Below are 18,321 nucleotides of genomic sequence, written 5' to 3'. Positions count from 1 at the left end.
CACCCCCCTCATGGCTCTGGATACCCTGGAACGCAGTGCCCCGCCGATTTTTCGGCAGGGCTTGTCTGCGACCACCAAGTGGGTGCTGCTCTCTTTGCTGTCCATTTTGTTGATGGCTTCTGACCACCGTTTCCAGATTTCTCAACCCTTGCGCTCGGGCATCGCCGTGGTGCTGGCCCCTTTGCAATGGTTATCGCTACAGCCTGTGCGGGCCTTCAGTGGCCTAGGCGCCTACTTCGGTGATTTGGAAAAAGCGCAAGACGCGGCGCAAAACTTCCAAACCCGCACCATTGCCCAAGCCCAAAGGCTGCAGCAAGTCGAGCTGCTGGCCCAAGAAAACGCCCAGCTGCGTGACCTTTTGGATTTGCGTGCCCAGTTTGCAGGCCCCACCAAGGCGGTTGAAGTTTTGTACGACACGGCCGACCCTTACACCGACCGCTTGGTGGTGGACCGGGGTTTGGTGGCCGGCTTGGTGCAGGGGGCGGCCGTGATCGATGTGGGCGGCGTCGTGGGCCAAGTGACCCGCGTCTACCCCTTGGTCAGTGAGGTGACTTTGCTCACCGACCGCAGCCAGACCATTCCTGTTTTGAACGCACGAACCGGCACACGCCATGTGGCCATTGGCGACCCCACGAATCCAGGGGGGGCCTTGGAGTTGAAATTTGTGCCCTCGGGCACCGACATCAAGTCCGGCGATTTGCTCACCACCAGCGGCATCGATGGGGTGTACCCCGCGGGCTTGCATGTCGGCGTGGTGAGCCACATCGACCGTCGGGTGGATTCGTCCTTTGCCCGCGTGCAGGCCACTCCCACGGCCAAACCGCGAGGCCGGCATCTGCTGGTGCTGATGCCGGTCAAGGATTGGCCCGCCGTGCCCGTGGCGCCCCCCGAACCCAAGCGCAAAGGCAAGGGCCCCACGTCTGCTGCAGGAATCTCGCCATGATCATGCCCGCAGGCCGCCAGTTGTTGCTCCCGGCCAACCCCCGTTTCATTGCCTTCACCTTGATCTTGGGCTTGTTGCTGAACATGTTGTTGGGTCTGGCCGGATGGAATTGGCTGCCCGATGTGCTGGCCATCGTGGTGGTGTTTTGGAATGTCTACCAGCCCCGTCGCGTGGGGGTGGTGTTGGCGTTTGTGCTGGGCTTGGCGCTCGATGTGCACGAGTCGGCTTTGCTGGGGCAAAACGCTTTGTCCTACGTGGTGCTCAGCAGCATCGCTTTGGCGGTTCAGCGGCGTTTGCAGTGGTTTCCACTGCGCGAGCAAGCCTTGCAAATCGTGCCCTTGTTTGTGTTGGCCGCTTTGGTGGAATGGGTCACGCGCCTGGTCGTACAAGACGCTTGGCCGCATTGGAGCCAGTTGCTGGCGCCGTTCATGCAAGCCGCTTTGTGGCCCTTGGTCGGGGCTTTGTTGCTCGCGCCGCAGCGCCGGGCTTTTGCCCCTGACAACATCCGGCCCCTTTGACCATGTCCTTGTGGCTGCCCTCCCTTGCCGAGTTGCGTGACAGTCAGGCCGAACTGCAGCGCTTTCGTGGGCGGGTGGCCGTCATGCAAATCGTGGTGCTGGTCTGCTTCTTGTTGTTGGTCGCCCGCTTGTCGTTTTTGCAGATCGTGCGGCATGACGACTTGCTGGAGCAGGCCGAAAACAACCGCACCGCGGTGATCCCCACGGTGCCGCCTCGCGGCACCATCCTCGACCGCAACGGGGTGGTGTTGGCCAGCAATTACTCGGCCTACACACTGGAGATCACGCCCTCGCGGGTGGGCGACCTCGAAGCCACCATCGACGCTTTGGCCGAGGTGGTGGACATACAGGGCAAAGACCGTCGCCGCTTCAAGCGCTTGCGCGAAGACTCGCGCAGTTTCGACTCCTTGCCCATCCGCACCCGTTTGAGCGACGAAGAGGTGGCCAAGTTCAGTGCGCAGCGTTACCGGTTCCCGGGCGTTGAAATCAAGGCCCGGCTGTTCCGGCAATACCCCTACGGCGAGTTGGCCAGCCATGTGGTGGGCTACATCGGCCGCATCAATGCCAAGGAAAAAGAGCGCTTGGAAGAAGAGGACGACACGGGCAACTACCGCGGCACCGAATACATCGGCAAGCTGGGGGTGGAGCAGCGTTACGAGCGCGAACTGCACGGCATCACCGGCGTGAACCGGGTGGAAACTTCGGCGGGCGGACGGGCGACGCGCAGCCTGTCCAGCGACTTGGCCACGCCGGGGCAAAACGTCGTGCTGTCCATCGACATCCAGTTGCAGAAAATGGTGGAAGACCTGTTTGGTGCCCGACGTGGCGCGCTGGTCGCGCTCGACCCGAACACCGGTGAGGTGTTGGCCTTTGTCAGCAAACCCACCTTCGACCCCAACTTGTTCGTGGACGGCATCGACGTTGAAAACTGGCAGATGCTCAACGAGTCGATCGACAAGCCCTTGCTCAACCGGGCTTTGCGCGGCACCTACCCACCGGGCTCGACCTACAAGCCGTTCATGGCCCTGGCCGCTTTGTCGACGGGCAAGCGCAGTGCCAGCACCATCATCAACGATGCGGGTTCATGGACGTATGGGGGCCACACCTTCCGCAGCCACGGCGACAGTGGTTTGGGCCCGGTGGACATGGTCCGCTCCATCGCGCTGTCCAGCAACGTCTATTACTACTCGCTGGCCAATGACATGGGCGTGGACGCCATCCACGATTTCATGAAGCCTTTGGGTTTTGGTCAGATCACGGGCATTGATTTGCCGGGCGAAGTGCGCGGCATCTTGCCCAGCACCGAGTGGAAGCGCAACTACTACAAAAAGCCAGAACAGAAAAAATGGTTCGGCGGTGAAACCATTTCTTTGGGCATTGGACAGGGCTACAACACCTTCACCATGTTGCAACTGGCTTCGGCCACGGCCACACTGGCCAATGGCGGGGTGCAGTTCAAACCGCGCGTGGTGTCGGCCACGCAAGACGCCTTGACCCATGCGCAAACGCAGGTGAATGCCGCCGAGCCGCTTGACCTGGGTTTCAAGCCCGAGCACCTGGAGGTGGTCCGCAACGGCTTGGTGGGCGTGGTCACGTCCGGCACCTCGGCCCGCGTGTTTGCCGGCGCGGCGTACACCAGCGCTGGCAAAACCGGCACAGCCCAAGCCGTCACCATTGGCCAAAAGGACAAGTACAACGCGGCCAATCTGTCGGAATACCAGCGTGACCACGCTTTGTACATGGCCTATGCCCCGGCAGACAAACCCAAGATCGCGGTGGCCTTGGTGGTGGAAAACGCGGGCTTTGGCGCGGCTTCAGCGGCCCCCATCGCGCGGCGTGTGTTTGACTACTGGCTGATGGGGCAGTACCCGAGCGAAGAAGACATGGTCGCCACCCAAAAGGGGCAAACGGCCAGCCCGATCGGCAAGCCGCGCACCAAGCAAGAAGTGCCCCTTGAAGCGAGAAAACTGAACTGAAGTCGCGGCCAAGCAGGCGCTGGGGTTTTGTCAGTGCGGCCAGCTTTGCGCCAGGGACTTCAAGCCCCGAATCAGCATCTCGACCGAGATGGACACCAAAATCAAGCCCATCAATCGCTCAAAAGCCGAGACCACGCGCAAACCCACCACGCGCTGCAAGCGTTCGGCCAGCAGCAGCACCACGGCGCACACCAGCATGGTCACCGTCAATGCGGCCACCCACTCCATGCGCCGCTCGGGCGCTTGACTGACCAACAGCAACACAGTGGCCATGGCCGAGGGGCCTGCCAAAGCGGGAATGGCCAGGGGCACGATCAAAGGCTCGGCCAAGGGGACGGGCGTGTCTTGGGGTGGCGGCGGAAAAATCATGCGCAGCGCAATCAAGAACAGCACCACCGCGCCACCAATTTGCAAAGACACGTCCGACAGGCTCATGGCCTTGAGGAAGGACTGCCCCACAAACATGAAGGACAACAGCAGGCCAAAGGCGATCAAGACCTCGCGCACGATCACACGCGCACGCCGCTCCGGCGGCACGGCCCGCAAGCTGTTCACAAAAATGGGGATGTTGCCCAGCGGGTCGGTGATCAGCAGCAGCAAGATGGTGGCCGAAGCAAAGGTGTGCTCCATGCCCATCAGCTCGCGTACACCGTGCCCAGGTCGGCAAAGCCTTTGACTTCGATCGGGTTGCCAAACGGGTCCATGAAGAACATGGTCCATTGCTCGCCCGGCTGACCTGCAAAGCGCAGATGGGGGGCGACCACAAACGGTGTCTGGGCCGCTTGCAAGCGATCAGCCAGCGCTTGCCAATCGTTCTTTTGCAAGACCAAGCCGAAGTGCGGCATGGGCACCAGGTGCTCTCCGACATGGCCCGTCAGGGTCGTTTTGAACGGCTCGCCCAAGTGCAAGGAAATTTGGTGAGAGAAAAAATCAAAGTCCACCCACGTGTCGGTGGATCGCCCCTCTTGGCAGCCGAGAGTCCCGCCATAAAAACGGCGGGCTTCGTCCAAGTTGGTGACATGAAAAGCAAAATGGAAAAGGCTGTGCATGCCCGAAAGCATATCAGCCAGCCCCCTGCTGGGGTAGCGGGAGGAACCCGAGGTTGGGGCCTCTCAGCGGTGGTGTTCAGCCACGGTCTGGCAATCGATGCAGCGCTTGGCTGTGGGGTAGGCGTTCAGGCGCGCAGGCGCAATGCGCACGCCGCAGTCGGTGCATTGGCCATAGGTGCCCGCATCCATGCGTTCCAGTGCGGCTTCGATGTCGCCCAGCTCGGCCGTTTCGTGTTCGTTCATGGCGAACTCGTCATCGCGCTCGGAAATGGCCTGGGCCCGGTCGTCCCAACTGCGCACATCGTGTTCGGCGGCCATGTCGGCGCGCGAGACCAGACCACCGCGCTCTTGGGCGATGCGCCGCAGCAGTTGCGCGCGCTCCTGCAAAAGCCGCTCGCGGTGGGCGTTCAGGGAAGGGGTGTGGGATGAAGTCATGGCTTCATCCTAGGCGCCTCTTGTGGCGCGGTATTGATGTGGGTCAACCCCCGCTGCCGCGTGACACCGGCCACGGGCCGGGGTTGATCTGCATCAGGTGCTCAAGCGCACAGACTCAGCTTTTGGCTTTCATGCGGGCCAACATCAGCTCCATATTGGCCTTGCGCTCGGCGTTGACCTTTTGCATGTGGGGGCGCTCGCCCATCATTTTCAGGTAGTCGCGTGCTGGCAGATCGGCGAGGAAGTCTTTCCCGTAAACCAGCTTGGTGGCGCCCGAGACCAGAGGCAAATGCGTGACGGCGGCGCAATCGGCCAGCGTCAGGCTGTTGCCCGCCACAAAGGGGGCGAACTTGGCGAGCTTGGCAAAGGCCGCGACGTTTTTCTCAAGCTGCGCACCGACTTTTTCTTTGACCGAGTCGCTCACTTTGCCGCCGAAAAAGGCTTCGGGGTAGAGGTTGCGAGCGACCAGCTCCAGGTGCAGGTCCAGAAACAGAGCCAGCTCGCGCACCTTGGCGGCGGCAAATGGATCGGCAGGGATCAGGGGGTTTTGCGGGTACTTTTGCTCGATGTATTCCAGCATCACAGCCGATTCGCACATCGCGCCATCGGGTGTTTTGAGGTAAGGCACTTTGCCCAAGGGGCTGGCCGCAGCGTCGGTGGCACCGACCCAAGCCAGTTCCTCTTCAAATGGCACGCCCTTTTCGAGCAAGGCGAATTTGACTTTGTTGTGGTAATTGCTGGCTGCGAAGCCGCAGAGTGTGAGCATGGGAGTCTCCAGTTAAGCAGGTAGAACGCAGGTTAGCCTATGTCGCTGAACCGATGAGTCACCAATATGCCTGTAAGGTCCGTATCAAGACGCCCCTCCAAAATATCGCCACCCTCTATTCGGAGCCCTTATGTTGGAGCGACTTGTTTACCGCTCACAAGCCACCCACAAGCTGGGCAGTCTGCACCTGTTCAATTTGCTGGTGCAGTGCCGCAAACGCAACCTGAGCTTGGGCATCACGGGGCATTTGCTCTACACCGAGGAAATTTTTGTTCAGTGCATCGAGGGCCCCAGTGGCTCCATCGATACTTTGTGGAGAAGCCTCCAGCGCGATGAGCGGCACCACAACGTCGAACTGTTGGCGCGAGGCCCCATCACCGATCGGCAGTTTGCCGATTGGGCCATGGCGTTTTCCTCGTATGCGCATTTCGACAAGTACGACATTCCCGGTTTTTTCCCGGTGGATGCCCAAGGCATGTCCCGTGCGGCCGATCGTTGCGCACAGTGGGCAAACGATCAAATTTCAGACGAAAAAGCCGAAACAACCCTCTGAAGAGACGGGTGCATGGACCAGGTGAGTCCAGAGGCCCCAAGCTTCGATGCCATAATTGCCGCCATGTTCAGTCTGCAATCCCTGCGCAATGCCCCCCTTCTCACCCGCTTCGTGCTGGTGTGGTTTGCGTTGTTTGTGGGGGTGGCCGTGGCTTCGCCGTTGGTCAACCCCGAGGGTGTGCAACTGGTGTGCACCACAGCGGGCAGCGTCAAGCTGCTGCAGCTCGATGCCGATGGCGATGAGGCGCAAAGCAGCCACCAAGGCCTGCACTGCCCCTTGTGTTTGCCGGTGGCAGCGCCCCCGGTGCTGTCGGTTTCAGCGCCAGTCCATGTTGGGCTGTCTCATGCGCTGCGTCCTCTGGAGCAGGCCCGGCTGGCTTCGCTCATCGGGCTGCCCTGGCAGGCCCGCGCTCCCCCCTCTTTTTCTTGATCACGGCAGCTGTTTGACGGCCCAGTGCGGGGTGCCTGCATGAGCCGATCTTCCTGCCCGTGGTCCAGTGCGCTGGCTTTCAAGCGCCGCCAAACCCTTTCCCCTCGTGTCTTTTTATTAACTGGAGTTCGCCATGAAACGCGTTGTTGTCTCTGTTGCCGTCCTGATGTCGGCCCTGTTCAGCCAGGCCCAAGCCCAAGTCACCGTCAAAGACGCCTGGGTGCGTGCCACCGTGGCGCAGCAAAAGGCCACAGGTGCTTTCATGCAATTGCAGTCCAGCCAAGACGCCAAATTGGTCTCGGCCCAGTCGCCTGTGGCGGGTGTGGTGGAGGTGCACGAAATGGCCATGGACGGCGGCGTCATGAAAATGCGCGCGGTGCCCAGCCTGGCCTTGCCTGCTGGCAAAGCGGTGGACCTCAAGCCCGGCGGTTACCACGTCATGCTGATGGACCTCAAAGGCCAAGTCAAAGACGGTGACACCGTACCGGTGACCCTGGTGGTCGAAGGCAAGGATGGCAAGCGCCAGAACATCGAAATCAAGGCCGCTGCCCGCATGGCCGGCGCACCCGCCATGAAGCATGGCGATGGCCATTCGGCGCACAAGCACTGATCTCTTGACTTTTGCCTGACCCCTCCATGACCTGGACTTCTGCCCAACTGCGCAGGCTCAGCCTGTGGCTGCTGTGCGCGATGCTGCTGGCGGCTTTGGCCCCCACGGTCTCGCGTGCACGGGCCTGGAGCCAGGGCAGCGCAGTGCCTTGGATGACGGTGTGCACCACCGAGGGCACACCACAGACGGCGCTCAAACAACCGGGCAATGCACAGGGCGATGACGGTTCTGTGCCGGGTGCGACCATGCTCGACCATTGCGCCTTGTGCGTGTTGGCCAGCGACCGCATGGCACCGCCGCCCGCCCCCTTGGCGTGGCAGGCTTTGCCACAAGCGCCACCCTTGTTGGCGCAGTTGGATCAAGACATTCCTCAAGCCGTCCCCCGCTGGACGGTCCACTCCCGCGCCCCGCCTGCCCACGCCTGAAGTCAGCCGTGGCAGGCCGGGCTCATGCCCGCCTGCTGTTCGCCAGGCGCCTGCTTTCATGCAGGTGCACTGGCCCATTCAGTCAGGAGCAGCGTGTGCAATTTTTCAATCAAATTCCGGTGGGTGAGCCCATCCATGTGAACCGTGGCCAAAGCTTGTTGGCCGCAGGCGGTGTGGGCCCTGTGTGGCGGGTGACCCAAGGTGTTTTCAAGCTGGAGCGCCAGGGCCAAGATGGCCAAATTTTGGTGCAACTGGCCCAAGCCGGCGACCTGATCGGCGTGGAGTCTTTGTGCGCCGAACCCTATGCCTTCACAGCTGTGGCCTTGGTGGCCGCGCAAACAAAGCCGATTGCGGCTGGCCAAGACCTGGACCGCTACACCACCATGACGCAGGGCTTCTTGCAGCAGCAGCGGCAGACCTGCGACATGCACCGTTTGCGCACAGGCCCCATCGTCCAGCGCCTCGCGTATTTGTTGACCGTGTTGGGCAAGCAGGCCGATGGCCGTGTGTTGACCGTGCAGCGCAAAGAACTGCCCACACTCAAAGAAATGGCCCGCGTGGTCGACTCCACCTTCGAGACGGTGTGCCGCGAACTCAACACCTTGCTGCCCGAACGCAAGCAACCCCGCCTGCGCGTGCCCAGTGTGTGGGCCGTGGCTGAGCCCTTTGCCATGGCGGCCTGAAAGGTCTGGTATGCAACAAGTGATTTTTAGGTTCTGGCAGAGCGCCCAAAAAACTGGCTTTGGCTTGGGCTTTGTGGCAGGCGGCTTGTTCATGGGCGTGGTGGCCCTGGCGCTGTTGGGCACAGGCTCTGCCCACGCGCACGGTTTTCGCCAAGGCGATGTGGTGATAGACCACCCCTACGCCACGCCCAGCCTGGCAGGCACGACCACAGGGGCGGTGTATTTCAAATCCATCCGCAACAAAGGCAAAACGCCTGACCGCCTGCTGTCGGCCCGCACCGCTGTGGCGGCACGGGTAGAAATCCACCAGATGCAGATGGACGGCCAGGTCATGCGCATGCGCCAAGTGCCCGCCTTGGAGTTGCCCGCGCAAACCGAAGTGTCCTTGCGTCACGGCGGCGCGGGCACGCACCACCTGATGCTGCTGGACATGGCCCAACCCCTCAAAGACGGTGACCGCTTCGATCTGGAGTTGGTTTTTGAAAAAGCAGGCACCCGGCGTGTCAACGTCTGGGTGCAAACACCGCGTGCAGGTGCATCTGCGCATCAGCATTGATTTTCAACTGGAAGACACGATGAAATATTTTTTCACCCTGACGGCACTGGCCTTGGCCGTGAGCGCTTGCAGCACCTTGCCCAGCCCACCCACTTCCCAAGCTGTTGAGCTGAAGTTTGCCGCCCAAATCAACGGCCAGCCCTTTGCCTGCGGCCAGCGTTACGAAGGCGTGGGCAGCACGCGCTCGACCATCACGCCCAGCGACTTTCGCATGTACGTGAGCGAAGTCAAGCTGGTGCGCCAAGACGGCAGCACCGTGCCTGTGCAACTCGCACAAGACGGCGTGTGGCAACAGCAATCGGTGGCGCTGCTGGACTTTGAAAACGGCGCAGGCCCTTGCCGCAATGGCACAGAGGCCACCAACACCAGCGTGCGCGGCCAAGTGCCAGCGGGCGAGTACACCGGGGTGGAACTCACTGTGGGCGTGCCTTTTGCACAAAACCACCAAGACCCCACGGTCGCGCCCGCGCCGCTCAACTCCACAGCCATGTTCTGGAACTGGCAAGGCGGCTACAAGTTCATCAAATTCGACACCGCCAGCAGTGGCATCAGCACAGACAAACCCGCTGCAGCCAACGCTATGGGCCCGGTCACCCGTTACTCGGTGCACCTGGGCAGCACGGCATGCGCGGGCGAGAGCAAAACCCAGGCCCCCAGCGCTTGCCAAAACCCCAACCGCCTGACGGTGCGCTTCGATGGCTTTGACCTGCGCAAAAACACCGTGGTGGCCGACATGGGCGCGGTGCTGGCACAAGCCAATGTGGACGTCAACGCCAAAGGCACATCGCCCGGCTGCATGAGCTTTTCCAAAGACGGCGACTGCCCACCTGTGATGCAGGCGCTGGGCCTGGCCTATGACGGCGTGGCCGCTGCAGGCCCTCAACGCCTTTTGTCCAAACGCTGATCTGCACCCCAGAGCTCGGCCATGAACCCCTTGCGCAAAACCCTGAGCACCTGCCTGCTGGCTTTGGCCGGTTGGGCCATGCTCACGGGCAGTTCCACAGACGTATTTCATTGGGACCTGCCTGCCTGGGTGCCACGCCCTGTGGTGCCCGCAGACAACCCGATGAGTGCGGCCAAGGTCGAGCTGGGGCGGCACCTGTTTTACGACCAACGCCTGTCGGCGGACAGCAGCATGTCGTGCGCCACCTGCCACCACCAAGACAAAGCCTTCACCGATGGACTGGCCGTGGCCAAAGGCGTGACCGGGCAAGCGGGTCAACGCAGCGCCATGGCGCTGGGCAATGTGGCCTATCTGCCTGTGCTGACTTGGGCCAACCCCAACCTCACGGCTTTGGAGGTGCAGGCGCTCATTCCGCTGTTTGGCGAGCACCCGGTCGAGATGGGCATGGCAGGGCGAGAGAAAGAACTGTTTGCACGCCTGCAAGCCGATGCGCGTTACCGCGACTTGTTTGTCAAAGCCTTTCCAGTCGAAGCGGCAAAAGGCAGCGAGGCTTTGTATTCGCTGGGCACGCTGACCAAAGCCTTGGCCAGTTTTCAGCGCAGCCTGCTCTCGTTTGACAGCCCGTATGACCGGTACAAATACGGCGGCCAGCCCAAAGCCATCTCAGCAGCGGCCAAGCGCGGAGAAAGCCTGTTCTTTGGCGAAAAGATGGAGTGCTACCACTGCCACGGCAGCTTCACCTTCACCGACAACATCCGCCACAGCAAGCTGCCTCTGGCCGAGCGCGGCTTTCACAACACAGGCTTGCACAACCTGGATGGCCGGGGTGCCTACCCCGCAGACAACCCGGGCATCAGCGAGTTCACGGGCGACGCCGATGACATGGGCAAGTTCCGCACGCCCAGTCTGCGCAACATTGCGCTGACTGCGCCCTACATGCACGACGGCTCTTTGGCCACGCTCGACCAAGTCATCCGCGCCCACTACGCGCAGGCTGGCCGCGCAGGCGGCACGACCAACGGGCCCAGCCCCTTGCGCAGTTCATTGATCGGGGGCTTCGAGGTCAGCGAGCAAGAAGTCAGCGACCTGGTCGCTTTCTTGAACACCTTGACCGACCACACGTTTGTTCAAAACCCTCGCCACGCGAATCCGTGGGCAGCCAGTCGTTGAGGCATGGGTATGTACCGATCACACCCCTTCTTTCGCTCACTGAGTCGCCTCCTGCTGGTTTGGTACATGCTGTTTGTGGGTGTTTCGGTGTTGGCCGCCACGCTGCAGCCCAAAACCATGGACGTCGTGTGTTCCAGCATGGGCGTCATGAAAGTGGTGGTGCAAGGCGAGGGTGAAAACACTGCCTTGAGCAGCAGCATGGACTGCCCGCTGTGTGCTCACGCCACACCCGCATTGCCGCCACCCACGGCGGCTGCTTTGGCGCATGTGCACGATGCACGCGCTTTCATCGTGCAAGCCTTGCCTGAGGCGCTGTTGTTGGCTCGTACCGCGCCGCCGCTGCCTTCTCGCGGACCGCCTGATCTGATCTGAACGCCGTAAGGCGCATTTCCTCCGCTCGATATATTTTTTTGGGCGGTGCTTTTTCGCGTGTACGGCAGAGCCTGCGCGCACAGATCTCATCAGACCATGCAAAAACAATTCAAATTTTCACCCGTTGCAATCGCCCTGTGGGGCTTACTGCCTGCGGCAACGGTATGGGCGCAATCGCCGCAAAATGATGTGCTCATCATTGCGCCCGCCGTCATCGACAGCAACAGTGCCGATGACATGGCAGGTTTCCGCACGACAGTGACATCGCGTCAGATCGAAGACCTGAATGCGATCGATGCCGCCGCCGCATTGCGCCGTACACCGGGCGTCAGCATTTCTCGCTTCAATCCAGTGGGCTCCTTTGGTGGTGAAGAAGGTGGTGCGGTTTATATCCGTGGCATGGGCTCCAGCCGCCCCGGCAGTGAAATCAAGACCTACATCGATGGCGTCCCTTTTTACATGGGCATCTGGAACCATCCATTGCTGGACCTCTTGCCGCTCAACGGCATGGCCCGATTGAATGTCATCAAAGGTCCGCAGCTGCACGAATTTGGGAACACGTTTGGGGCCATTGCCCTCGAGCCCAAAAAGGCACGGGCCGCAGATGGCGTCTCGGGTGAGGTGAGTGTGCGTGGCGGGAGCTTTGGTACCGTGGCTGAGCAGTTGGATGTCAGCGGCCGACAGGGCGACTGGGACTTCGCGTTGGCTCAGGGGCATGCTGCTTCCGATGGCCATCGGCCGGACGCCAAAGGTCGCTTGAACAATGTCATGGGCCAATTGGGTTACAGGATTGACCGCCAGTGGTCGATTCGCCTGCTGGCCATGAACAGCAGCAATACCGCGACCGACCCTGGCCATCAGGATACACAGGCCAACAAGGGACAGACTTTCAACACCCGTGGCGATTTGTTGGCATTCACTGTCGCACATCAACATGACAAAGTTCAAGGCAGTTTCAAGGTGTACAGCACCGAGGGCTATGGGGAACAAAATCCTGGGTTGAAGTCCAACTTCAAAACAACGGGCTTGCGTTGGCGTGAAAGCCTGCAGCCTTGGCAAGGTGGGCAGGTACAGGCAGGCCTGGACGTCGACAAGATCGGTGGTGATGTGCCTACCGCCCGGTTCGTGGCCGCTGATTTGCGCGTGAGCTCTCCCTTTGTGGCGGTCAGTCACAAGTTGGACTTGACTGGCGGCTGGTCGGCCACGCCGTCCGTGGGTGTGCGGCACTACAGCCACAATGTCCTGAAGTCAGAGTCCGCGCATCAAGCGGGCTTGGTACTGGCGCAGGGGGAACGTTTGGCATTGCGCGTTCAGGTGTCCAAAGGGGTCAACTACCCAGGACTGGATGCCGCTGTGTTGTCGCACCTCATGGCTCCCCTCGGAAATACTTGGAAATCCTTGGGCGCAGAACGGCTTGACCATCAGGAGTTGGGTGTGAGCTGGAAACCCTCGAGCGATACCTCGGTGGACTTGGCCCTGTTCAAAGACCGTGTCAAGGACCGTTACATTTTTGCTTTCCCTCCTGCAGTATCGGCCCCTGGTTTTGTCCACTTGGGCACCTATGACGTGACAGGGACAGAGCTCACCTGGGCGCAATCCATGGGCAAGTCTTGGCAGATGTTTGCGGGATGGACACACCTGAACAGCAGCAAGTCAGACTTACCTTATGCACCGCAAGACAGCCTCAGTGTGGGCATCAATTGGCAAGAAGGCCCGTGGCGCGCCAGTGCCGATGCACAACACCAGACCCGCATGACGGTTTTGGGTCAAGCGCGTACGGTGAGCACCAATACCGTTCAGGTCAATGGATTCACTGTGGCCAATCTGCGCTTGGGATACAAGGTCCCGCAACTCGGACAGCGTGGCGAAGTCTTTGCGGCGATCGAGAATCTTTTGGATAAAACCTACACGTTTCGCGAGGGCTACCCCATGCCGGGACGTTCTTTGCAAGTGGGTGTGAAAGCCAGTTTCTGACGCTAAAAGGAAAAAGTACCATGACAAAAATTTTCTTTTCCGCCTTTTTGGCTGCTTGGTTGGCATCTGCCAGTGGCCATCAGGTTGCTGGGGATCATCACTCTTCCAAGGTCAGTCCGGCAAAAGACATGCAGACCATCGTGCATGTCATGAAGAAGCAGTTTGACCAACCCAAGTCGCCTTTGCAGGTCGCGCCTGTGGTTGTAGAGGGCGACTGGGCATTGGCAGGTTGGTTGCAAGGCGAACGCGGTGGGCGTGCGTTGCTGCAAAAACGGCACGCTCATTGGGTGATCGTGGTTTGTGCCGGGGATGGCCTGCGACAAGCAGACGCTTTGGTGCAAACCGGCATGCCCAACGATGTTGCGACTGCATTGTCGAAAAAGCTGCAAACGGCCGAAAGCCGACTGCCCGCTGACACTTTGAAGAAGTTCGCTTCCTTTGAGGGCATGTTGCGGGTGGATGGTGATGCCGGTCATGGCGCTCCACATGGGTCCCATGGGGCTCATCCCAAAAACAATTCACCGCGCTGAATTTGCGCACGGAAAAAGGACGCACTGCTTCGGGATCCAGCAGGCGTCAACACCTTGAGGGCTGCGCAGCCTTCTCGCCATCAATTCAATCTATGGAATAAAAATGTCTTTTCAAATTTCACGTCTATCGCCTGTCGCGTTGGCCGCATGGGCTTGCTGCGTCTCGTTGGCACACGCTCAAACACAAACCATCGAAATCACGGCTGACAAAGAGCGATATCAGCCCGCCATCACACAAACCGCGACACGTTCTGCCGTCCCTGTAGAGCAGGTGCCTCAGTCGATTGTGAGCATTCCACGCTCGGTCATCGAGGACCAGGGCAGCAAAACGGTTTCTGACGCTTTGCGCAATGTCAGCAATGTGAACGAAATCGATCCACGCGACAGCAACAACGTGGGCTTCAAAATCCGCGGGTTCAATGCGGCCATGGTGGTCGATGGTGTCTCGGTGCCAGGCTGGTTTCAGAACCAAGAGAGTCTGGGGGGCATTCAGCAAATGGATGTGATCAAAGGCCCAGCGGGTGGCCTGTATGGCAGTGGGCAGGCGATTGGCAATTATTCGACGGTGGGCGGCACCATTGCAGTGACGACCAAAGACCCTGTGGCCAAGGCCTCGCGTGAAGTGGGTGTCAAGTTGGGCAACTTTGGCCGCCGCAATGCGCACTTTGATTTGAATCAGCCCATCAACGAGGCGTGGGCGTTTCGGGTCAACGGCGAGCATGACCGCTCTGACAGCGAAACCCAAGGCGTTTTCTTCCGCAAGTCGGCGCTGAACCCGAGCCTGTCTTGGTCGCCCGATGCCAAAACCAAAGTGGTCATCAAGGCCCGCATGCTGGACAACACCACGGTGGATTATTCGGGCTTGCCCCGCGCCAGCGCCTCGGCCACCGAGCCTGCTGCAGGCATAGGCCGCAGCACCTTCGTCACCGCCACCGGCTTGCCCGACACCACACAAAAGTCACGCGGCTTGAATGTGCAGTGGACACAAGTCTTGAACGATGACTGGACCTTGAAGGCCCTGGCTGCACACAACACGGCTGAAGTGGATCAGCGGGGGGTGTTTCCGTTTCCCTATGGCAGTGAGGGTTTGTTCGGCAGCGGTTTTGGATCGTCGGTGAGTTTGTATGGCTTGCGTTTGTGGGAGAAGTTGACCTCAGACACCCTCCAAGTCAGCTTGAACACATCCATCAAGTCAGGGAATGCTTTGCATCGCATCAGTTTTGGCCTTGATCGAGACGAAACCCGTGACGATGCATTCATGGCTTACGCAGACCCTTATCCATTTGGTATGGGGTTTTCCCCTCTCGATGGGCTGACTCCAACAGATTTATCTGGCAACTTCAGGCCCGTTTGGTTTGAGCCCATGGTGCCTAACGAATCAAACCGACAACATAACCGAAGCACTTCAACCGTGGCCTTTATTCAGGACCAAGTTCAGATCGGCAATTTGCATTTGCACGGCAGCTTGCGTCACACCCGGACCACTGGGAAAGATTATTACGTTGACCCGGTCATGATGATCAACATCAACACCCCTCGCAGCAATAGCAAGGTCACGCCTCGCTTCGGAGCGGTCTTTGACGCCAGTGATGTCGTGTCCTTCTTTGGTGGTTACAGCGAGATGTCCCGCGTACCCTTCGGCAAATTGTTTAGAACTGCGCCCAAAATGGAGGAAGCCGTTCAAAAAGAATTGGGTCTTCGCATCAAGGGCTGGCAAGGTCTGACAGCGACCGCAGCGCTCTTTGATATCCAGCGCAAGAACGCCACAGTGGCTGAACCCTTGAACACCGGCTTCTCGGTGCAGACAGGTGTTCAGCAAGCAAAAGGCCTCGATGTTGACTTGCGCTGGCAAGCCACACCTTCACTGGCATGGATTGCAGCCTATACGCACCAAACCGCAGAAATCACTCAGGACACCACGGACCTGGTGGGCAAACGCCTGTTCAATGTGCCTGAACAAACACTGCGTGTGGCAGCACGCTACGACGTGCGACAAGGCGAGTGGAGCGGTTTGGGCCTGGGCTTGGGCGCGTCGCATCGCTCCAACCTGGCAGGCGACACCAGCAACACCTTCTTGATGCCGGCTGTCACCTTGTGGGATGCACAGGCCAGTTACAAGCGCGGCGACATCCAGTACAGCGCCAGCATCAGCAACCTGCTCAACAAACAGTATTACGCACCCATGGCCTATTTTGGTGGTGGCCAAGTCGTACCCGGTTTGCCGCGCAGCCTGGTGGTGGGCATCAGCTCGAAATTCTGATCCATCCACCACGCCACAGGAGGGGGCATCCGCAAGGGTGCCCCTTGAGCTCTCATGAACCGTCGTTATTTCTCTCGTTTGTTGTCCTGGCCCTCGGTGGTGCTGGGCTACTCGGCCATGCAGACGTCCCAAGCGTCGGCCAAGCCCGCTGCCGTGCATGCGCCCTCGAAGCAAGCTGCTGACGAGCACCACCTGGCCACCATGGACCGTTACGCGCCTCTCATTGGGGGCCCCAAAATCACCATCGGCATGTTGGTTTATCCGGGCATGTTTTTGCAGGATTTGGTCGGGCCCTTGACCGTGTTCGAGGCCTTGATGAACAAGGAAATCCACCTGCTTTGGAAAGACCTGGAACCCGTGGGCAATGAAAGCCCGGGGCCTGCCGCGCTCATTCCGATCAAGCCCACCACCACCTTCGCGCAATGCCCCGAGCAGCTGGATGTGTTATTTGTGCCGGGCGGTGTGCCGGGCACCTTCACCATGATGGAAGACCCGGAAGTTCTGGCCTTCCTCAAAGCCAAGGGTCAAACCGCCCGCTATGTGACCAGCGTGTGCACCGGCTCCTTGATTCTGGGGGCAGCGGGTTTGCTCAAGGGCTACAAAGCCACCTCGTATTGGGACACCCGCGATGTGCTCAAAGAGTTGGGCGCGATTCCCACGCGGGGCCGCATTGTGGTGGACCGCAACCGCATCACAGGCGGTGGCGTGACGGCCGGGATCGACTTTGGCCTCAAGTTGGTGGCGCTGCTGAAAAGCCGGGTCTATGCCGAGGCGGTGCAGTTGTACCTGGAGTACGACCCGCAGCCCCCCTTCAATGCCGGTTCGCCCGAAAAAGCGCAGCCCTTGGCCAGACAATTCCTAAAAGACATGTTTGCCGGGATGCGGGCCAATGCGTTTGCTACCGCCAAAAGGGCCATGAGAAATCTCTAAGGTTGCACGCATTTATGGTTAAGCCCTTCTTTGCTGGCCTTATCTATAGATGATTCCTTCATTAGGAAATAGAAAAACAGTCGTTTGAGTTTGAAAGGATCACTTCCAGAATCCATCCCATCAGCCTTTTGATGTGTATTTTCGGAGTGATCCCTTGAAAACAAAACGCCCATTTCTCAAACTCGCCGCCTTACTCACCTTGACTTTGACCTTGACCGTGTCGGGTCTGACGGCGCAGGCGCAAGCGCCCGTCAGCCTGCTCAACGTGTCCTATGACCCGACCCGTGAGCTGTACGTTGAATTCAACAAGGCCTTTGCCGCCCACTGGAAAGCCAAAACCGGCCAAGACCTGAGCTTCAAGCAGTCGCACGGCGGCTCGGGCAAGCAAGCCCGCTCCATCATTGACGGCTTGGATGCCGATGTGGCCACCTTGGCCTTGGCCGGTGACACCGACGCGCTGCACAAAAACGGCAATCTGATTCCCAAAGACTGGCAAAAACGCTTGCCGCACAACAGCTCGCCTTACACCTCGACCATCGTGCTGATGGTGCGTGCGGGCAACCCCAAGGCTATCCGTGACTGGGACGACCTGGTCAAACCCGGCATCAGCGTCATCACGCCCAACCCCAAAACATCGGGCGGGGCCCGCTGGAACTATCTCGCCGCCTGGGAATTCGCCAAGCGCAAATACGGCCATGAAGCCAAGGCCAAAGATTTTGTGGCCGCACTCTACAAAAACGTGCCGGTGCTCGACACCGGTGCCCGGGGCTCGTCCATCACCTTCGCGCAACGCAACCAGGGTGATGTGTTCATCTCTTGGGAAAACGAAGCCAACCTGCTCGAAAAAGAATTCGGCAGCAAGATCGATGTGGTCTACCCCTCCATCAGCATCCTGGCCGAACCGGCCGTGACCGTGGTCGACAAAAACGTGGACCGCAAAGGCACCCGCGCTGTGGCCCAGGCCTATTTGGAATACCTCTACACCGACGAAGGCCAAGACATCGCCGGCAAAAACTTCTACCGCCCAATCTCGGCCAAGGCCCAGGCCAAATACGCCAAACAGTTCCCCAAATTGAACCTGTTCACCATCGATCAGGCCTTTGGGGGTTGGGAAAAAGCCGACAAAGCCCACTTTGCAGACGGCGGCAGCTTCGATCAGATTTACACCAAGAAGTGATCCGTCACGGCGTCGCGTAAAAGGGGCGCTGCCAGGTCTGTTGGAGGGATGGCCGCAGCGC

General features: G+C 59.8%; 21 protein-coding genes. 17 read left to right on the top strand and 4 right to left on the bottom strand.

Annotated elements, in window-relative coordinates; genetic code table 11:
- Positions 1 to 10 precede the first annotated feature (10 nt).
- The 3 genes from mreC to mrdA are packed head-to-tail and all read left to right on the top strand — an operon-like array spanning position 11 to position 3,437.
- Complete coding sequence (mreC, locus tag B9Z31_RS13685; protein ID WP_100120120.1) at positions 11 to 943, top strand: rod shape-determining protein MreC; 933 nt, start codon at positions 11 to 13, stop codon at positions 941 to 943.
- On the top strand, positions 940 to 1,461 hold the full coding sequence (mreD, locus tag B9Z31_RS13680) for a rod shape-determining protein MreD (RefSeq protein ID WP_100120119.1): 522 nt from the start codon (positions 940 to 942) through the stop codon (positions 1,459 to 1,461). Before mreC ends, mreD begins: the two co-directional genes overlap by 4 nt.
- 2 nt (positions 1,462 to 1,463) lie before the next feature.
- Positions 1,464 to 3,437, top strand: a complete 1,974-nt coding sequence (gene mrdA, locus B9Z31_RS13675) for a penicillin-binding protein 2 (protein ID WP_100120118.1) — start codon at positions 1,464 to 1,466, stop codon at positions 3,435 to 3,437.
- Between the two features lie 30 nt (positions 3,438 to 3,467).
- Here mrdA and B9Z31_RS13670 read toward each other — a convergent pair whose 3' ends face one another.
- From B9Z31_RS13670 to B9Z31_RS13655, 4 genes are all read right to left on the bottom strand, one after another.
- Entirely contained in the window at positions 3,468 to 4,067 is a 600-nt protein-coding gene (locus B9Z31_RS13670) for a MarC family protein (RefSeq protein ID WP_100120217.1), read from the bottom strand.
- 5 nt (positions 4,068 to 4,072) lie between these two features.
- Positions 4,073 to 4,486 carry a VOC family protein gene (locus B9Z31_RS13665; protein ID WP_199174512.1) on the bottom strand — a complete coding sequence of 138 codons (414 nt, stop codon included), beginning with the start codon at positions 4,484 to 4,486 and terminating at the stop codon, positions 4,073 to 4,075.
- Between the two features lie 63 nt (positions 4,487 to 4,549).
- Positions 4,550 to 4,921, bottom strand: coding sequence for a TraR/DksA C4-type zinc finger protein (locus B9Z31_RS13660; protein WP_199174511.1), 372 nt, complete (start codon positions 4,919 to 4,921; stop codon positions 4,550 to 4,552).
- A gap of 115 nt (positions 4,922 to 5,036) precedes the next feature.
- Positions 5,037 to 5,687 carry a glutathione S-transferase gene (locus B9Z31_RS13655; RefSeq protein WP_100120115.1) on the bottom strand — a complete coding sequence of 217 codons (651 nt, stop codon included), beginning with the start codon at positions 5,685 to 5,687 and terminating at the stop codon, positions 5,037 to 5,039.
- A 130-nt stretch (positions 5,688 to 5,817) separates the two neighbouring features.
- On the opposite strand from B9Z31_RS13655, the gene B9Z31_RS13650 reads away from it, so the two are divergent.
- The 14 genes from B9Z31_RS13650 to B9Z31_RS13585 all read left to right on the top strand — a co-directional run bounded on the left by B9Z31_RS13650 (position 5,818) and on the right by B9Z31_RS13585 (position 18,260).
- Complete coding sequence (locus B9Z31_RS13650) at positions 5,818 to 6,240, top strand: BLUF domain-containing protein (RefSeq protein WP_100120114.1); 423 nt, start codon at positions 5,818 to 5,820, stop codon at positions 6,238 to 6,240.
- A 63-nt stretch (positions 6,241 to 6,303) separates the two neighbouring features.
- Complete coding sequence (locus B9Z31_RS13645; protein WP_100120216.1) at positions 6,304 to 6,669, top strand: DUF2946 family protein; 366 nt, start codon at positions 6,304 to 6,306, stop codon at positions 6,667 to 6,669.
- Between the two features lie 133 nt (positions 6,670 to 6,802).
- A complete protein-coding gene (locus B9Z31_RS13640) occupies positions 6,803 to 7,279 on the top strand; it encodes a copper chaperone PCu(A)C (protein WP_100120113.1) in 477 nt (158 codons plus the stop codon).
- Between the two features lie 26 nt (positions 7,280 to 7,305).
- Positions 7,306 to 7,704, top strand: coding sequence for a DUF2946 family protein (locus B9Z31_RS13635; RefSeq protein ID WP_100120112.1), 399 nt, complete (start codon positions 7,306 to 7,308; stop codon positions 7,702 to 7,704).
- A gap of 95 nt (positions 7,705 to 7,799) precedes the next feature.
- A complete protein-coding gene (locus tag B9Z31_RS13630; RefSeq protein ID WP_100120111.1) occupies positions 7,800 to 8,387 on the top strand; it encodes a Crp/Fnr family transcriptional regulator in 588 nt (195 codons plus the stop codon).
- A 10-nt stretch (positions 8,388 to 8,397) separates the two neighbouring features.
- Positions 8,398 to 8,943, top strand: coding sequence for a copper chaperone PCu(A)C (locus B9Z31_RS13625; protein WP_233200980.1), 546 nt, complete (start codon positions 8,398 to 8,400; stop codon positions 8,941 to 8,943).
- A 19-nt stretch (positions 8,944 to 8,962) separates the two neighbouring features.
- Complete coding sequence (locus tag B9Z31_RS13620) at positions 8,963 to 9,847, top strand: MbnP family copper-binding protein (RefSeq protein WP_100120214.1); 885 nt, start codon at positions 8,963 to 8,965, stop codon at positions 9,845 to 9,847.
- A gap of 21 nt (positions 9,848 to 9,868) precedes the next feature.
- Complete coding sequence (locus B9Z31_RS13615) at positions 9,869 to 11,017, top strand: methanobactin export MATE transporter MbnM (protein ID WP_100120110.1); 1,149 nt, start codon at positions 9,869 to 9,871, stop codon at positions 11,015 to 11,017.
- Positions 11,018 to 11,026: 9 nt separating this feature from the next.
- Positions 11,027 to 11,389 (top strand): DUF2946 family protein, encoded by a 363-nt coding sequence (locus B9Z31_RS13610; RefSeq protein WP_143473852.1) that lies wholly within the window; start codon positions 11,027 to 11,029, stop codon positions 11,387 to 11,389.
- A 96-nt stretch (positions 11,390 to 11,485) separates the two neighbouring features.
- Positions 11,486 to 13,363: a TonB-dependent receptor domain-containing protein gene (locus tag B9Z31_RS13605; RefSeq protein ID WP_100120108.1), complete on the top strand. Its 1,878-nt coding sequence runs from the start codon at positions 11,486 to 11,488 to the stop codon at positions 13,361 to 13,363.
- Between the two features lie 20 nt (positions 13,364 to 13,383).
- Positions 13,384 to 13,893 (top strand): copper uptake system-associated protein, encoded by a 510-nt coding sequence (locus tag B9Z31_RS13600; RefSeq protein ID WP_100120107.1) that lies wholly within the window; start codon positions 13,384 to 13,386, stop codon positions 13,891 to 13,893.
- 103 nt (positions 13,894 to 13,996) lie between these two features.
- On the top strand, positions 13,997 to 16,153 hold the full coding sequence (locus B9Z31_RS13595) for a TonB-dependent siderophore receptor (RefSeq protein WP_100120106.1): 2,157 nt from the start codon (positions 13,997 to 13,999) through the stop codon (positions 16,151 to 16,153).
- 54 nt (positions 16,154 to 16,207) lie between these two features.
- On the top strand, positions 16,208 to 17,083 hold the full coding sequence (locus tag B9Z31_RS13590; RefSeq protein ID WP_199174510.1) for a DJ-1/PfpI family protein: 876 nt from the start codon (positions 16,208 to 16,210) through the stop codon (positions 17,081 to 17,083).
- Between the two features lie 199 nt (positions 17,084 to 17,282).
- Positions 17,283 to 18,260 carry a sulfate ABC transporter substrate-binding protein gene (locus B9Z31_RS13585; protein ID WP_233200986.1) on the top strand — a complete coding sequence of 326 codons (978 nt, stop codon included), beginning with the start codon at positions 17,283 to 17,285 and terminating at the stop codon, positions 18,258 to 18,260.
- Positions 18,261 to 18,321: the final 61 nt, after the last annotated feature.

It is taken from the genome of Limnohabitans sp. G3-2 (genome assembly GCF_002778275.1).
GTDB lineage: Bacteria > Pseudomonadota > Gammaproteobacteria > Burkholderiales > Burkholderiaceae_C > Limnohabitans_A.
The sequence above is the reverse complement of the archived record's forward strand: the minus strand, read 5'-3'. Positions and strand labels throughout refer to the sequence as shown.

Excerpts from the sequence above, each read along its gene's own strand:
- B9Z31_RS13655 (WP_100120115.1), bottom strand. The coding sequence starts at position 5,687 with ATGCTCACACTCTGCGGCTTCGCAGCCAGCAATTACCACAACAAAGTC.
- B9Z31_RS13590 (WP_199174510.1), top strand. The coding sequence starts at position 16,208 with ATGAACCGTCGTTATTTCTCTCGTTTGTTGTCCTGGCCCTCGGTGGTG.
- B9Z31_RS13620 (WP_100120214.1), top strand. The coding sequence starts at position 8,963 with ATGAAATATTTTTTCACCCTGACGGCACTGGCCTTGGCCGTGAGCGCT.
- B9Z31_RS13600 (WP_100120107.1), top strand. The coding sequence starts at position 13,384 with ATGACAAAAATTTTCTTTTCCGCCTTTTTGGCTGCTTGGTTGGCATCT.
- B9Z31_RS13595 (WP_100120106.1), top strand. The coding sequence starts at position 13,997 with ATGTCTTTTCAAATTTCACGTCTATCGCCTGTCGCGTTGGCCGCATGG.
- B9Z31_RS13670 (WP_100120217.1), bottom strand. The coding sequence starts at position 4,067 with ATGGAGCACACCTTTGCTTCGGCCACCATCTTGCTGCTGCTGATCACC.
- B9Z31_RS13640 (WP_100120113.1), top strand. The coding sequence starts at position 6,803 with ATGAAACGCGTTGTTGTCTCTGTTGCCGTCCTGATGTCGGCCCTGTTC.
- mreC (WP_100120120.1), top strand. The coding sequence starts at position 11 with ATGGCTCTGGATACCCTGGAACGCAGTGCCCCGCCGATTTTTCGGCAG.
- B9Z31_RS13635 (WP_100120112.1), top strand. The coding sequence starts at position 7,306 with ATGACCTGGACTTCTGCCCAACTGCGCAGGCTCAGCCTGTGGCTGCTG.
- mrdA (WP_100120118.1), top strand. The coding sequence starts at position 1,464 with ATGTCCTTGTGGCTGCCCTCCCTTGCCGAGTTGCGTGACAGTCAGGCC.
- mreD (WP_100120119.1), top strand. The coding sequence starts at position 940 with ATGATCATGCCCGCAGGCCGCCAGTTGTTGCTCCCGGCCAACCCCCGT.
- B9Z31_RS13610 (WP_143473852.1), top strand. The coding sequence starts at position 11,027 with ATGTACCGATCACACCCCTTCTTTCGCTCACTGAGTCGCCTCCTGCTG.
- B9Z31_RS13605 (WP_100120108.1), top strand. The coding sequence starts at position 11,486 with ATGCAAAAACAATTCAAATTTTCACCCGTTGCAATCGCCCTGTGGGGC.
- B9Z31_RS13625 (WP_233200980.1), top strand. The coding sequence starts at position 8,398 with ATGCAACAAGTGATTTTTAGGTTCTGGCAGAGCGCCCAAAAAACTGGC.
- B9Z31_RS13645 (WP_100120216.1), top strand. The coding sequence starts at position 6,304 with ATGTTCAGTCTGCAATCCCTGCGCAATGCCCCCCTTCTCACCCGCTTC.
- B9Z31_RS13665 (WP_199174512.1), bottom strand. The coding sequence starts at position 4,486 with ATGCACAGCCTTTTCCATTTTGCTTTTCATGTCACCAACTTGGACGAA.
- B9Z31_RS13650 (WP_100120114.1), top strand. The coding sequence starts at position 5,818 with ATGTTGGAGCGACTTGTTTACCGCTCACAAGCCACCCACAAGCTGGGC.
- B9Z31_RS13660 (WP_199174511.1), bottom strand. The coding sequence starts at position 4,921 with ATGACTTCATCCCACACCCCTTCCCTGAACGCCCACCGCGAGCGGCTT.
- B9Z31_RS13615 (WP_100120110.1), top strand. The coding sequence starts at position 9,869 with ATGAACCCCTTGCGCAAAACCCTGAGCACCTGCCTGCTGGCTTTGGCC.